The organism is Hoeflea sp. TYP-13 (genome assembly GCF_040932035.1).
Classification (GTDB): domain Bacteria; phylum Pseudomonadota; class Alphaproteobacteria; order Rhizobiales; family Rhizobiaceae; genus Hoeflea_A.
Genome location: NZ_JBFRBB010000002.1, coordinates 931,745 through 944,523, shown reverse-complemented (window position 1 = coordinate 944,523; position 12,779 = coordinate 931,745). Strand labels below are relative to the sequence as shown.

13 protein-coding genes are annotated in these 12,779 nt (G+C 56.7%); 7 read left to right on the top strand and 6 right to left on the bottom strand.

Annotated features, from left to right (window positions below; genetic code table 11):
• Nucleotide 1: 1 nt before the first annotated feature.
• The 3 genes from ABVT35_RS14650 to ABVT35_RS14640 all read right to left on the bottom strand — a co-directional run bounded on the left by ABVT35_RS14650 (nucleotide 2) and on the right by ABVT35_RS14640 (nucleotide 2,369).
• Nucleotides 2-553: a tripartite tricarboxylate transporter TctB family protein gene (locus ABVT35_RS14650; RefSeq protein ID WP_368467330.1), complete on the bottom strand. Its 552-nt coding sequence runs from the start codon at nucleotides 551-553 to the stop codon at nucleotides 2-4.
• 69 nt (nucleotides 554-622) lie between these two features.
• Nucleotides 623-1,666 carry a Bug family tripartite tricarboxylate transporter substrate binding protein gene (locus ABVT35_RS14645; protein WP_368467329.1) on the bottom strand — a complete coding sequence of 348 codons (1,044 nt, stop codon included), beginning with the start codon at nucleotides 1,664-1,666 and terminating at the stop codon, nucleotides 623-625.
• A 121-nt stretch (nucleotides 1,667-1,787) separates the two neighbouring features.
• Nucleotides 1,788-2,369 carry a carboxymuconolactone decarboxylase family protein gene (locus ABVT35_RS14640; RefSeq protein ID WP_368467328.1) on the bottom strand — a complete coding sequence of 194 codons (582 nt, stop codon included), beginning with the start codon at nucleotides 2,367-2,369 and terminating at the stop codon, nucleotides 1,788-1,790.
• 451 nt (nucleotides 2,370-2,820) lie between these two features.
• On the opposite strand from ABVT35_RS14640, the gene ABVT35_RS14635 reads away from it, so the two are divergent.
• Nucleotides 2,821-3,879 (top strand): Gfo/Idh/MocA family protein, encoded by a 1,059-nt coding sequence (locus ABVT35_RS14635; protein ID WP_368467327.1) that lies wholly within the window; start codon nucleotides 2,821-2,823, stop codon nucleotides 3,877-3,879.
• Here ABVT35_RS14635 and ABVT35_RS14630 read toward each other — a convergent pair.
• Nucleotides 3,876-4,799 carry a LysR family transcriptional regulator gene (locus ABVT35_RS14630; RefSeq protein ID WP_368467326.1) on the bottom strand — a complete coding sequence of 308 codons (924 nt, stop codon included), beginning with the start codon at nucleotides 4,797-4,799 and terminating at the stop codon, nucleotides 3,876-3,878. The genes ABVT35_RS14635 and ABVT35_RS14630 overlap by 4 nt on opposite strands.
• 196 nt (nucleotides 4,800-4,995) lie before the next feature.
• Between ABVT35_RS14630 and ABVT35_RS14625 the strand changes: the two genes are divergently transcribed.
• The 6 genes from ABVT35_RS14625 (at nucleotide 4,996) to ABVT35_RS14600 (ending at nucleotide 10,686) form a co-directional block, all read left to right on the top strand.
• Nucleotides 4,996-5,511 carry a tripartite tricarboxylate transporter TctB family protein gene (locus ABVT35_RS14625; protein ID WP_368467325.1) on the top strand — a complete coding sequence of 172 codons (516 nt, stop codon included), beginning with the start codon at nucleotides 4,996-4,998 and terminating at the stop codon, nucleotides 5,509-5,511.
• Between the two features lie 40 nt (nucleotides 5,512-5,551).
• The gene (locus ABVT35_RS14620) at nucleotides 5,552-7,087 is read left to right on the top strand and encodes a tripartite tricarboxylate transporter permease (protein WP_368467324.1); all 1,536 of its coding nucleotides are present in this window, start codon (nucleotides 5,552-5,554) and stop codon (nucleotides 7,085-7,087) included.
• A gap of 46 nt (nucleotides 7,088-7,133) precedes the next feature.
• Nucleotides 7,134-8,093 carry a Bug family tripartite tricarboxylate transporter substrate binding protein gene (locus ABVT35_RS14615; protein WP_368467323.1) on the top strand — a complete coding sequence of 320 codons (960 nt, stop codon included), beginning with the start codon at nucleotides 7,134-7,136 and terminating at the stop codon, nucleotides 8,091-8,093.
• Between the two features lie 66 nt (nucleotides 8,094-8,159).
• On the top strand, nucleotides 8,160-8,645 hold the full coding sequence (locus tag ABVT35_RS14610; protein ID WP_368467322.1) for an OsmC family protein: 486 nt from the start codon (nucleotides 8,160-8,162) through the stop codon (nucleotides 8,643-8,645).
• Nucleotides 8,646-8,754: 109 nt separating this feature from the next.
• Nucleotides 8,755-9,651: an AEC family transporter gene (locus ABVT35_RS14605; protein ID WP_368467321.1), complete on the top strand. Its 897-nt coding sequence runs from the start codon at nucleotides 8,755-8,757 to the stop codon at nucleotides 9,649-9,651.
• Nucleotides 9,652-9,732: 81 nt separating this feature from the next.
• Nucleotides 9,733-10,686, top strand: a complete 954-nt coding sequence (locus tag ABVT35_RS14600) for a LysR family transcriptional regulator (RefSeq protein ID WP_368467320.1) — start codon at nucleotides 9,733-9,735, stop codon at nucleotides 10,684-10,686.
• Between the two features lie 2 nt (nucleotides 10,687-10,688).
• Here the strand turns inward: ABVT35_RS14600 and ABVT35_RS14595 are convergent, their stop codons facing one another.
• Complete coding sequence (locus ABVT35_RS14595; protein WP_368467319.1) at nucleotides 10,689-11,492, bottom strand: alpha/beta fold hydrolase; 804 nt, start codon at nucleotides 11,490-11,492, stop codon at nucleotides 10,689-10,691.
• A gap of 1 nt (nucleotide 11,493) precedes the next feature.
• On the bottom strand, nucleotides 11,494-12,600 hold the full coding sequence (locus tag ABVT35_RS14590) for an LLM class flavin-dependent oxidoreductase (RefSeq protein ID WP_368467318.1): 1,107 nt from the start codon (nucleotides 12,598-12,600) through the stop codon (nucleotides 11,494-11,496).
• Nucleotides 12,601-12,779: the final 179 nt, after the last annotated feature.

Genomic DNA, 12,779 nt, shown 5'->3' with positions numbered 1-12,779 from the left:
CTCAGACCGATCCCGGTAGTGGAATGACAAAAACATAGCGGAAGGCTCCGGCAAGAAGCGTAATCCACACCACTGATACGGTCAGGCACATCCATATGGCCTTGCCCCAGAAGACAGCGAGAATGAATGTAAGGAACAGGATGGTGAGAACCTCGAAGGCGCCGTAGCTCAGTTCCATTCCGGCCAAGACAGCGGAATATTCAAACTTCAAAAACTGCAGGCAAAGCAGATAGGCGCCAATAAAGCCGGCGAGGAGGATGGTGCGCAAATGTTCCGGCTTTTCCTTCTCATCCGCACCCGCGCTATCGCCGGTTGCCCGCCTCCGGATCGCCATATATCCGAGAATGAGCGCCATGACGCACAGGCTGCCCGCTGTCAGAAATGGCAAAAGCCCCGGTGTTGTCGACAATGTACCCGGATTGCTGAGTTGAACGCTTTCGATCATTACCCACAGCGACAGAGCCACAAGAAAGGCGGCGGCGATCATGTCCTGTATAGGCGTTGCAAAACCTGCGTTTTCGTCTTCACCCGAAAACTTGTTTTCGTTAGTCATGTTAAATAAGCCCTGTTGCCGCAATCATTATAGGCGGAGAAAAGGGGGGCGCTCCCTTCTCCGGCCCAATCAGATGCGTGGCTTGTAGCCCTGCGGCGGCCACCAGGTTTCGAAGTCGGCGGGCTTGGGCAGCCCCAGCTCTTCGGCAGTTACAACATCGGCTCCGATCTGGTCGGAGAATTTGTTGAACGTATCGACAGTGACGACTTCGAGCAGAGCTGCACGTTTGTCCGCAGCCTCGCCGGTTCTTATGTCGGTCTGGAAGAACTTGCTCTTCACCATGTCCTGGAAGCCGTCCGAGTTCACGGCTTCGATGAAGGCGTCGTTGACCATTTCCAAAACGTCGGTCGGTGTGTCGCGCTTCATGATGAAGTTGTAAGTGCCGCCGATCGGCAGGAACGGTTTGATGGACGGCACCAGACCGCCGATTGACGGCATGACCTTGCCATCGTCAAGCGTGATGTCGTTGGCCGATGTCTGCTGCAGGCAGCGCAGCTTTCCGGCTCTGACGAGGTCGACATGCTCGTGGACACCGCCGCCGGCAATGTCGACTTCACCCTGAAGTCCCGCCAGCGTAGCGGCCTTGCCGCCCTTGTAAGGAACATATTTCAGGCTGACGTCGGCAAAGGATCCGACGATCAGGGCAAGCTCATGCCACAGGCCACCGGTACCCGATGTCGATATGGTGATCTTGCCGGGGTCGGCCTTGGCAGCCGCCACGACATCATCGAATGTCTTGAACGGAGAATCCACAGGCACCGACCAGCTTGCATTGGCGGTGGCAGCCTGGAAAAACACCCATTCTTCCCATGGCACAAAATCAACATGCCCCATGACACGAACGAACTTGTTGTAATTGGCTCCGCCAAGGACGGTGTAGCCATCGGATGCCTGCCCGTGCACATACTGGGTTGCAACGCCGCCAACCGCGCCGGGCTTGTTGATGACATTGATCTTCCAGTTGCGCGAGTTGCCCATTTCTTCTGCGAGCTTGCGCATAATGGTGTCGGTTCCGCCGCCGGCGCCGTACATGACAACGAGTGTTATGGCACGTTCCGGATAGCCGGCTGCCCGTGCCTGGTCGGCGGGTATGGTAATGGACAAGGCTGCCATTGATGCGGCCGATCCGGCTAGAAAAGTTCTCCGGTCGATTGCCGATAAAGTATTCCCTCTTGGTTTTGTTTTTGCCATTTTTTCCTCCACTAAAATTGCCGGGCGTGTCGCCCGGAATGGCTTATTGGTTCTTCGCTCCTTCATATGATTTGCTTGCAAGGAATTCGGTGACTGCGGGCTCGATATCGGTCGCCATCAGGGCGTTCCAGCGGTTGTTAAAGCCGAATAGCGCGATAACGGCGCCGATTTCGATGATCTGTTCCTCGGAGAAATGACGGCGCAGCTCGGTCATATCCTCAGCGGTCGCGTAGGCGGGGCACTGGCCGCCGGTGACGGCAATACGCAGCGCCGCGCGTTCTGCGTCGGTAAAAACCGGACTGGTTTCGAATTCCCATATCACCGACAGTTTTTCGTCCGGAACGCCATTGTCGGCACCGTTTTTGAATGTGTGCGCGGAGCAGTAATTGCATCCGTTGGCGCGGCTTGTGACATGGGCCACCATCCAGCGCAGCGCCGGATCGACCGTGCCGTCGGGGTTGCGCACGACCGCACGGATCAGTCCGAGAACCGCGCGGGCAATTTCCGGGCGTCTTGCCAGCATGAGCATTGAGTTTGCAACAAATCCGGTCGCCGATGCCAATTGTTCAATGTCGGCCTTGGCCTCGTCCGTTTCCTCGATACTCAACGGCTCGACATGCGACATTCCTGTCCCTCCCAGGTAATATTTTCGTTCCCGACAGAATAATTGGCGGGTTTTTGGGGGGCGTTATTTTTGTTTGAAATGCACCTGCGATTGTCAGGATTATTCCCGGCTTATTGCGCCGACCATTCACCGACCCGTCTTTGAGGATACGGGTTCAGCAGATTGATTTCGACGGCAAATGTCGTGTTTGTAATCATATGTCCCAATGGGGCATATCAGAAAACCTGATTGCCAAACCCAGTTGTGAACACCAAACGGGCAAGTTAGATTCCGGGTTACCTCCAGCGCCCCAACAATTTGCCTTTGCATGACCTTGCAATCGCGAAGCTATTCGTTTTTCGCATAGACTTAGCTTAAATTCGCATTTTTGTTGCCGTCTGCATGCGGCTAGCCTGTGGGTCAACCATTCACATCACACGGCTTATTCTTCTTGTGCGGAAGGCGATTATTCATGAGGCAGATCAATGTGGGCGTTGTCGGAACGGGCTGGTGCGGCGGAATTCGTGCGGAGGCCTGTTGTGCCAATCCGCTTGTCGCTGACCTTCACATCGCCGAGATCAACGAGGAGCGCCTGCGTGAGGTGCAGGCATCTTCGCGTGCGGCAAGTGCAACAACAGACTATCAAAGGCTGATCGACAACCCAGACATCGACGCAATCATCATCTCCGCAACCCCCGAGACGACGCATTATCCCATGGCCAAGGCGTCGATTGTCGCCGGCAAACACGTGTTTTTAGAAAAGCCGATCGCGATAACGCTGGCCGAGGCCGACGAATTGGTCGCGCTTGCCCGCCAGCACGGCGTGAAGTTCACCATCGGTTATTCCCAGCGCTTCAATCCGAAGTATGCCTATATCAAGAAATCGCTCGAGGACGGGACGCTTGGCGAGCCGGTCAGCGCCCTGATCAGCCGTCACATTACCCGCAGCCTCGGCAAGAAGATATCCGGGCGCGTAAAGCTGTCGCCGGCGGCCATGGAGGCCACACACGATCTCGATTTTGTTCTGTGGTGTCTGGAGCCGGCAAAGCCTGTGCGCGTGTACGCCCAGACGGTTTACAAGACCATGAAGGAGATCAATGGCGCACCGGACTGCACCTGGATTATCGTGACCATGGACAGCGGCGTGTCCTTCACCATCGGCGCCGGCTGGATCCTGCCGCTCGGATACCCGAACTACTCGGCAACAACGCTTGAAATGGTTGGCACCAAGGGCGCTCTGCTGATCGATGACACGCACCGCGATGTTGTGCTCAATACCGTGGACAACGGCATTCAGTTCCCGATGTCCTCAATGCCGGGCGAGCCCGTCAATCATGTCTTTGCCGGGCCGATGGCGAATGAAACGCATCATTTCATTGAGGCTGTTGCGCTCGACAAACCGGTGCTGGTGACGCCGGAACAGGCGCGCAAGGTCATGGAGGTCTACGTTGCGGCGGATCTATCGGCCGAGCGCAATGAGCCGGTTTCCCTGCCGCTTAACGATGCAGACATAACATCGCTGGCGAGTTAACCGGCTGGGCTTTGATCCTGATCATGCGGGATAAACTGGCTGGTTCCCGAAAAACAGATCCGCATATTCTTTGAGAGCTGATCGGCGACGCGCAAACGGCGTGCGCCCTGCGCATAAATCAGCCCGTAGCTGATGTCGATCTCGGGTTCGAAGGGCCGGATTTCAAGCTGTTCGCGAAAATGGTCGGCGACAAAGGGATGGACGACTGCGACGCCCAGGCCGATCTTCACCAGATTTCCAAGGAGAATGGTCGACTGCGCCTCGATGGCGGAGGGGCATTTGATCTTCAGCTTGCTGAACAGCTCTTCCGTCCGGTAGCGCATGACGGTGTCCGCCGAAAGCGAAACCAGGTTCTCGCCGTCAAGATCCTCGGCGTTGATTACGTCCTTTACGGAAAGCCGGTGGCCTCTGGGCATGATCAGCACTGAACGCACTGTACAAAGCGGTTCGACAGTCAGCCCCTGCTGCACGATCGGAAGCGTCGCGAGACCGATGTCGTATTTTCTCTCGGCGACGGCCTGCTGCAGGTCGCTGCGGTTCTTCAGGTCCACAATAATGTTGAGGTTCTTGTATTCCTCGCGCAGCATTTTCAACGGTTGAGGCAGCATGCATGTGCCGATTGCAGGCATGGCCACGACGCGCAATGTTCCGGTTCCATGCGCGCGAATATTGGAGGCTGTTTCCTGGATCTGGTCGACCTGCGTCAGAATATCTTCTGCGATTCCGAAGAACTCGCGACCCTCCGGTGTAATCGACAGCCTGCCGCGGTGACGATCAAAGAGCACGAAACCAAGCGTGTCCTCCAACTGGCTTATCAGGCGGCTGATTGCCGACTGGCTGATCCCCATCACCTCGGCGGCCTGAGTGGTCGTGCCGGTGGCGATCAGGGCACGCATTGCCTCCAGTTGCCGTAGTTTCATGATTTACTCTCCGCGGTCGAAATGGTCTTCGTTTATCGCAAGAGGCTAGAACCAAACAGGGGTTAACTATTCCAATTTGTCATAGAAGTAAACCTATAATGCATTTCGATTTCCCGGCCGGAGGCACTACACTCCATAAAAAACATGAGGGAGGCACAATGAGGCTCGGAGCAACAGGCACGAGGCGAAGAAGCTGATGCAAAGGCGTCTGGAGGTAGCCGTTGCCGGATCGCTTCTCGTTCTTGCGGTCACGTTCGCTGTTTTCATCGACCTGATGGTCGCCAAGCCGAAAACGCTATTCGGCCGGTCGCTGAGCGCCATTGAGCCGACATCCTTTCCGTTGATCTCGATGGGCATGATGATCCTGTTGTGCGGGCTGTTCTTCTACGGCGTCTACCGGAGATCAGGTTCAGCGGAAGAGGCCGCTGACGAAAGCCTTACAGGGCAGACCAACTGGCTCAATATTGGGGCGTTTTTTCTCGTCCTGCTTCTTTATGCGCTGATCTTCTATCCGCTCGGATTCATAACGTCCTCCTTCATTGCAATGGTGCTTCTGTCGCTCGTTGCTGGAAGCAGGAACATTATTCAAATCGTTGTTTTTTCTTTTGTTCTTCCGCTCGCATTCTATCTTCTTGCGACCAGGGTCCTGCTCGTTTCACTGCCGGAACTGAGCGGCCTGGAATTTCTTATTGCCAAAATATTGGGGAGCTGAACGCAGATCATGTGCATCCGAATGACAGTACAGGCCTTTGATGTTTGAGCAGTTCGCAACCGGCTTTTTCATGGCCTTCCGCGTCGACACGTTCGCGATGATGGCAGCAGGCCTTTTTTTCGGCATGTTGGTCGGGTCGCTTCCGGGGTTCACGACACTCATGGCCATGGCAATCTTGTTGCCGGTGTCGTTTTTCCTAGACCCGATCGTGGGCATCCCGTTTCTGCTCGGCATCTACAAGGGCGGTATTTTCGGCGGCAGCGTGCCGGCGATCCTTGTGTCGATGCCGGGGACCGGCGCCGCTGTGGCAACAACGGCGGATGGCTATGCTCTGACAAAGAAGGGCAAGTCGCGCAAGGCGCTGGATATTGCGTTGTTTTCGTCGATTTTCGGCGATTTCACCTCCGATATTCTGACCATCCTGATGATTTTTCCGATCGCCCTGCTGGTTATGCAGTTCGGCCCGCCGGAACTTGCCGCGATCCTGTTCCTGAGCCTGATCGTCATCGCGGTGACGGCCGGCAGCAGTCCGGTCAAAAGCCTGATGATGATGACTGCCGGGCTCTGGCTGTCCTTTGTCGGGACGGACCCTGTCGGCGGCGTCGAACGGTTTACCTTCGGCAGTTTCGACCTGCGCGGAGGTGTGCCGCTTCTGCCGATGCTGATCGGTCTTTTCGCATTGCCCGAGATCGCCGCCGTGCTTGGCCGCAAGGTGGATATGGCACAGACGGCCAGGATCGTCGGCGAGCGCCTGCGGCTTGCCGAACTCAAACGTTGTTTCCGCACGATCTGCCGCTCAACGGTGATCGGTACGGCCATCGGCATCGTTCCGGGCCTCGGTCAGGTGGTCGCGGCGATGCTTGGATATACAGCAGCGAAAAATGCGTCTGACCATCCGGAGACCTTCGGCAAAGGGGAAATCGAAGGCGTCGCTGCCGCCGAAGCTGCCAACAACGCGGTCAATGGGCCGACGCTGGTGCCGCTTCTGACGCTCGGCATTCCGGGGGACAACGTGACTGCTATCCTGCTTGGCGCATTCGTGGCGCAGGGCCTCAGACCCGGCCCGCAACTCTTCGAGGAGCAGGGGGCAACGGTTTTTGCCATTTTGACGGCGATGGTCTTTGCCAATCTCCTATTTATCGTCATCGGATATCTTTCGATCCCGTTTTTTGCGCGTATCGTGACCATCAAGAATTCGATGCTTATCCCCGCCGTCATCTTGTTCGCCTTTGCCGGATCCTACGTGTTCCGTTCGGATCCGGTCGATCTGCTCATGCTCATCGGTTTCGGTGCCTTCGGCATCATCGCGAGGATGGCCCGTTTTGAGGTCATGCCTATGGTGATGGGATTCATACTCGGCGGTCCGCTCGAATATGCCTTTGGCCAGACCATGGCCATGTCCGGCGGCGATTTGATCGGTTTCGCATTTACTCAGCGGCCAAGCATGCTGGCCATCATCATCCTGACACCGCTGATCGGCTTCTACCTCTGGCGTCGCATGGCCAACCTGTCGCGGCCAAAAAAAGCGCGGCAGCCGGAGAAGGTTGGAAGGGCAGAAGAAGGAACTCTCAAGTAACGCGATATTGCGTGTCAAAAATGATCACAAGGATCGGGAGGATACTATGATCAGACGTCATTTACTGAAATTCGCCGCTGCTGCGATGATGCTTGGAGGCTTGCTGTCGCCGGCTACCGCCGAATATCCGGAAAAACCGGTTACGCTTGTCATTCCGCTGGGCGCGGGCGGCTCGCACGACCTTAATGCACGGGTGATTTCGAGCATCATTCCGGCCTATCTGAACCAGGCGATGATCGTTCGCCTGACACCGGGCGCCGGTGGGCAGAAGGGTACACAGGAAGCAGCCAGTTCGGCAGCCGACGGCTACACGCTGCTCTTTACCCACAACTATATCGACATGCTGCAGCAGCATGTCGAAAACCTGCCTTACAACCCGAACGAGGATTTCGTGTCCATCGCCCGGGTCAACTATGCGCCGATCGGTATCGTGGTGCGGGGCGACAGCCCCTTCAAGACCTTCGACGACGTTGTTGAATACGCCAAGGCCAATCCAGGCAAACTGAAAATGGCGCATTCGGGCAACTGGGGCGCGCTGTTCGTGCCGGCTGCACAGATCATGAAGGCCAAGGGCATCAGCTTTAACATGATCCCCTACAAGGGCGGCGGGCCTGCCATGCAGGCGTTGCTCAAGGGCGATGCTGAAATCACCATGGGCTTCCCGGCCACCTTGAGCAGCCTGCTCGATACTGGTCAGGTCCGGCTTCTGGCAACTGCCGGAACGGAGCGCATGGTCGATGATGTGCCGACTTTTGAAGAGATCGGTATCGAGGGCGATGCCGGCTTCATGCACCGCGTGGTTCTTGCACCGGCCGGCACGCCGCCGGAGGTGGTCGACACACTGCGCAATGCATTCAAAGCCCTTCAGGAGGACAAGACCTATGTCCGTCTGATGGGGCGTCTCGGTGAAAACCGCGACTTCATGGATGGCCCGGATTACCAGAAGATGCGGGAAGCCCAGGCCAATGACTACAAGGCGCTGGTGGATGACATAACCTCGAACTGACCACCAGATGCCAACCGTCGTTGTGCCGGCTTCGGCCGGCACACCGCAATCGGGAAATCGCACACTATGAAGATCAAAGAAAAGCCGATCTGGAACTTCAAGACCAAGGCAGCCGCACAGTCCTCGACGCGCAGTGTTGCTTCGTCACGCACATTCGACACGATCATTGATGAGCCCATCGAGCGCGGCGGAACCAATGAAGGGCCCATGCCGGTGGAACTGGTTATGGCCGGGCTTGCGGGGTGCACGCATGTGATCGCCAACAAGCTGGCCGCACATCACGGAACGTCCTTTGATGCGATGGATATCGATATCCTGACAACAATGGACAGCCGAGGCACACGGCTGATCGAGCCGATCGACATTCCCTTCCCGAAGGTGACAATCAACATCGCTGTTGAAACCAGCGGACCGGAAGAGGCGATTAACCGGGTCATGATGGATCTGCGCCACCATTGCGCGGTGTCCAAAATGTTGCAGCAATCGGGTACCGAGGTCGTTGAAAAATGGACGGTCAACGGAATTGCGCAGCCGGTGTTTGAAATGAGCTGATGCCGCACCTATCGTCGCCCCGAGGTTGGTGATGACAACGTTCTGATTCCACCGGTTAGACGGGTGTTTTCCTCGGACCGCCCGGCAAGCTGCACAGCAAGGCGGGTATATGTACGGTCAGATTTTGAATGTGGTTGGTCCGATATTCGTCATGACTTTTGTCGGATATGTTCTCGGCCGTTCAAAACTGCAGATCGATACAGCCACGATCAGTTCACTTGTATTGCTTGTGGCTACGCCCTGCCTGATATTCTCGACGCTGACATCGCTCGACATCGATGGCGCAACCGTCCTCAAAATGGCGATTGCCGCCGTCCTGTGCGTGTCGACCGCCGCGCTCTTCGGACTGGCCGTTCTGAAAATAGCCGGCATGTCCTACCGGACGTTTCTGCCGAGCCTGATCATGCCCAATTCCGGCAACATAGGCCTGCCGCTGGTGCTGCTGGCTTTTGGGGAAACCGGTCTTGCGCTGGGGGTTTCGTATTTTTTTGTTATCGCGCTTTTGCAGTACACCGTCGGGGCGGCCATTTCATCGGGGTTTTACCGGGTGCGCGATCTCATGCACCAGCCGCTGGTCTATTCGATCATTCTGGTCGGTGTGGTGGTCGGTACCGGAATAAAAGTACCGGTGATTGCTGCAACGACAACCGATTTGCTGGGCGGCATGATGATACCAGCGATGCTGATATTGCTCGGCACATCGCTTGCGCGCCTGTCGGTTTCGGACCTGAAGCCGGCGATCGTCATTGCAATCGCGCGCCTCGGTATTGGTCTGCCGACCAGTCTCATCGTGATCGCGGCGCTGTCGCTGACCGGCATCGAGGCCGGAACGGTGTTTCTGCTGGCGACGATGCCGACGGCGATCGTCAATTATGTGTTTGCCGAGCGCTACCGGGCGGATGCGCGCCAGGTTGCCGGTGCCGTTGTCGTGTCGACGCTTCTGACCTTCATTATGCTGCCGGCGATATTGTGGTCAGCCTATGCGGTGTCGGGACAGATGCCTTGAATTCCGCGTTGCGGGCGATCGGAGGGTGTTGTAAAAGATATCAGTAATAATGATAACTATCAGGGATAGCTATACGGTCACATGATTTATGTGAATCTTCGCCAATTGCGGTTTCTGGTCGCAATCCATGAGGAGCGTTCCTTTACTGCGGCTGCCCGGCGCGTCAATGCAACGCAATCGGGTCTCAGCATGCAGATCAAGGAACTCGAGGAGCGCCTTGGCCTGCGATTGTTCGACCGGTCATCAACGGGTGTGACGCCAACGACGGCGGGCGACCGCCTCTACGAGCGTGCTACGCGGATCCTTCGCGAAGTCAGCGCCATCGACAATGATGTGCAGACCTTGTCAGGGCAGGTCGCCGGACGCGTCCAGGTCGGCATGATGCCGACATTCGCACGCTCCGTTCTTGCGCCGGTTCTGGAGCGCTTCGCAAGGCACTATCCACACGTGGAAATCAAGGTTACCGAAGCCTACAGCGCCGTTTTGTGCGAAGAGGTGACAAACGGTAATATGGATATGGCGATCGTGCCGTCCGGCAAGATGGTTCCGGGTATCAAGGCCGAGCACCTCGCCACCGATGTCGAGGTGTTCGTGACGTCCGCCAACACCAAGCGCAAGCATCTCGAACCGGTTGACCTTTCCAAATGCAAGCCGCTCAAACTGGCGCTGCCGGGGCCCAGCAATGCACGGCGCGAAAAGATCGATACCTATCTCGAGACCTATCAGGTGCCGATCGAATCCATCATGGAGCTCGATACGATGATGGCGACGCTCGACCTGGTGTCACGCAGCGAATGGACCACGATCCTGCCCGGGTGCCTTTGTCTGCCGGATATCGACCAGCCGCGCAGGAAACTCCATCCGATTATCAATCCGCCGCTTGTTGTCGACTATGTCTTCATCGAACCTGCCTCGCAGGCCAAGACCCAGGCGGCCGAGCTCTTTTCCGAAGAGATCATCAAGGAAATCCGCCAGACCTGTTCCTTCTGCCGAAGCAATCTCGGCGTGGCGGACGCAAAAGCCGGCAAGGACTGATATCAACGACCTTGCAACCAGTTCGTGACGATCTCATTGAAGACATCCGGGCGTTCCATATTGGACAGATGCGCCGCTCCCGGAATGACGGCGAAATCCGCCCCTGGCGTTGCTTCTGCCATCCCTTGCATAACCGCCTGCGGCGCTGCAGGGTCGCGTTCGCCGACAACATAAAGGGCAGGGATGGCAATCTGCGGCAATCGCGGCAGATAATCGAGCCCCATCAGGGCTGATGCGCAGCCGGCATAGCCTTCAACATCAGTGCGACGGATCATGTCACCGGTTGCCTCGAGTGTTTGCCGGTTTGCCGGATTTTCGTGGAATTCCTCGCTGAACCAGCGTTCCAATGTCGGTCCGACCAGTGCACCCATGCCGTTTTCCCGGGCATTGGCGATCATTGCCGGCCACATCTGACGATAGATATCCGGTGCATCGGCCCTTCCGTCGCAGCAGATGATCCGCTCGATGCGGTCGGAATGATCGAGTGCCAGTCCGAGCGATGTCATTCCACCAAGCGACAGACCCATGAAAGTGGCAGTCTCGATGTCGAGCGCATCCATCAGCCCGATAACATCACTGACAAGGTGGCCGAATTCATAAGGGCCGGCGGGCGCGGTGCTCGTGCCATGGCCGCGTGTGTCGTATCGCAGGACCTGATGGGTGCGGGCGAGGGCATCGAGCTGCGGTTCCCACATGCGATGATCGGTGGCCAGTGAATTTGAAAGAATGAGCCACGGCTTATCGGGTTCCCCGTCAATGCGGCAGGTCAGGGCGACGCCGTTGAGAACAATTTTATCTACAGACATTTTATTCAGCCACGGCTGCCGGGGACTTGACCGCATCGTTGATGGCCGGCATGACCTTTTCGGCCATCAGCACCATCGAACGTTTTCCGAGATCCTTGTCGGCCCAGTCGTGGCCTGCATAGACAAGATGGCCGAAGTCCCCGACGGTTTCACGAAATGCCAGTATCTTGTCGGTGACGCTTTCCGGCGTGCCGTAGATGATCAGCTGGTCGCAGACATTTTCAAGCGTGACCTGATCATCATCCATATTCTGGTCCTCCTTGAAGAGGTTCAGACGGCCTCCGCGCCTCATCTTGGTGACGATGGAGCGGTAGTAGGACACATACGGCCCGTTGGGATCGGTGGCATAGCGCCGGGCGGTCTCTTCGTCATCGGCGACGAATATGCTCTTGGCGATGCGCCAGTTGCCCGAATCTGCGGGGCGTTTGCCCAGATCGCAGCCCTCGACATATTTGGGCCAGTGGCTTGCCACCCATTTAGGCAGAAGGAAGTTCGCCGAAATCGGCTCCCAGCCACGCGCCGCCATGGCCGTAACACCCTTCGAGAAAGGCGCCACCACTGTTCCGACGATTAAGGGATGCGGATCCTGATAGGGTTTGATGACCGTTCCCTGGCCGATTTCCGGCATCATCGTTTTCGCGGTAGTTATGTTCCAGTAATCGCCCTCGAGATCGTAAGGCGCATCGCCCGCCCAGATATCCAGGATCATGTTGATGCACTCGACGAACATGGCGTTGCGGTCGTTTTCAAGATTGCCGAAGGCCTCGGCGTCGGACATCAACCCACCCGGGCTGATGCCGAAATTGAACCGTCCCTCAAGCATGTGGTCGAGCATTGCAATCTGACCGGCGACGGCAGCCGGATGGCTGTTCGGCAGGTTGACGGTACCGGTGCCGAGGGTGATGTTTTTGGTCTCATAGGCAAGGCTTGCCAGGAATGCGACGCAGGAGGTTATGTTCTCCGCAAGATCCGTTGTGTGTTCACCGACATATCCTTCGGCAAAGCCCAGCTTGTCAGCCAGCAGAAAGGCTTCCCGGTCTTCACGCAATGACTGTGAAATAGGCTTGCCGACGGGGTGGATCGGCATGGTGAAAAACGAGATATCCATTGTGCATCCCAATATTTTTCTGGTTGATAGGAATTGCACCGAGCATATTGATCTTACGCGCCAACGCGTAATGATTTTGGCTTATTGGCGTGTTCAGGTGTCCTGATGGCCTGTATTCAGAAGTCCTGATGGCCGGCATAATGCAAAATAATTTGTTTGCTTTACCAGGCGCCCATATT

What these genes read in the sequence shown, in the direction of transcription:
- ABVT35_RS14590 (WP_368467318.1), bottom strand. Translation starts at nt 12,600, where the DNA reads ATGGATATCTCGTTTTTCACCATGCCGATCCACCCCGTCGGCAAGCCT.
- ABVT35_RS14600 (WP_368467320.1), top strand. Translation starts at nt 9,733, where the DNA reads ATGATTTATGTGAATCTTCGCCAATTGCGGTTTCTGGTCGCAATCCAT.
- ABVT35_RS14630 (WP_368467326.1), bottom strand. Translation starts at nt 4,799, where the DNA reads ATGAAACTACGGCAACTGGAGGCAATGCGTGCCCTGATCGCCACCGGC.
- ABVT35_RS14625 (WP_368467325.1), top strand. Translation starts at nt 4,996, where the DNA reads ATGCAAAGGCGTCTGGAGGTAGCCGTTGCCGGATCGCTTCTCGTTCTT.
- ABVT35_RS14645 (WP_368467329.1), bottom strand. Translation starts at nt 1,666, where the DNA reads ATGGCAGCCTTGTCCATTACCATACCCGCCGACCAGGCACGGGCAGCC.
- ABVT35_RS14620 (WP_368467324.1), top strand. Translation starts at nt 5,552, where the DNA reads ATGTTTGAGCAGTTCGCAACCGGCTTTTTCATGGCCTTCCGCGTCGAC.
- ABVT35_RS14615 (WP_368467323.1), top strand. Translation starts at nt 7,134, where the DNA reads ATGATCAGACGTCATTTACTGAAATTCGCCGCTGCTGCGATGATGCTT.
- ABVT35_RS14640 (WP_368467328.1), bottom strand. Translation starts at nt 2,369, where the DNA reads ATGTCGCATGTCGAGCCGTTGAGTATCGAGGAAACGGACGAGGCCAAG.
- ABVT35_RS14610 (WP_368467322.1), top strand. Translation starts at nt 8,160, where the DNA reads ATGAAGATCAAAGAAAAGCCGATCTGGAACTTCAAGACCAAGGCAGCC.
- ABVT35_RS14635 (WP_368467327.1), top strand. Translation starts at nt 2,821, where the DNA reads ATGAGGCAGATCAATGTGGGCGTTGTCGGAACGGGCTGGTGCGGCGGA.
- ABVT35_RS14595 (WP_368467319.1), bottom strand. Translation starts at nt 11,492, where the DNA reads ATGTCTGTAGATAAAATTGTTCTCAACGGCGTCGCCCTGACCTGCCGC.
- ABVT35_RS14605 (WP_368467321.1), top strand. Translation starts at nt 8,755, where the DNA reads ATGTACGGTCAGATTTTGAATGTGGTTGGTCCGATATTCGTCATGACT.
- ABVT35_RS14650 (WP_368467330.1), bottom strand. Translation starts at nt 553, where the DNA reads ATGACTAACGAAAACAAGTTTTCGGGTGAAGACGAAAACGCAGGTTTT.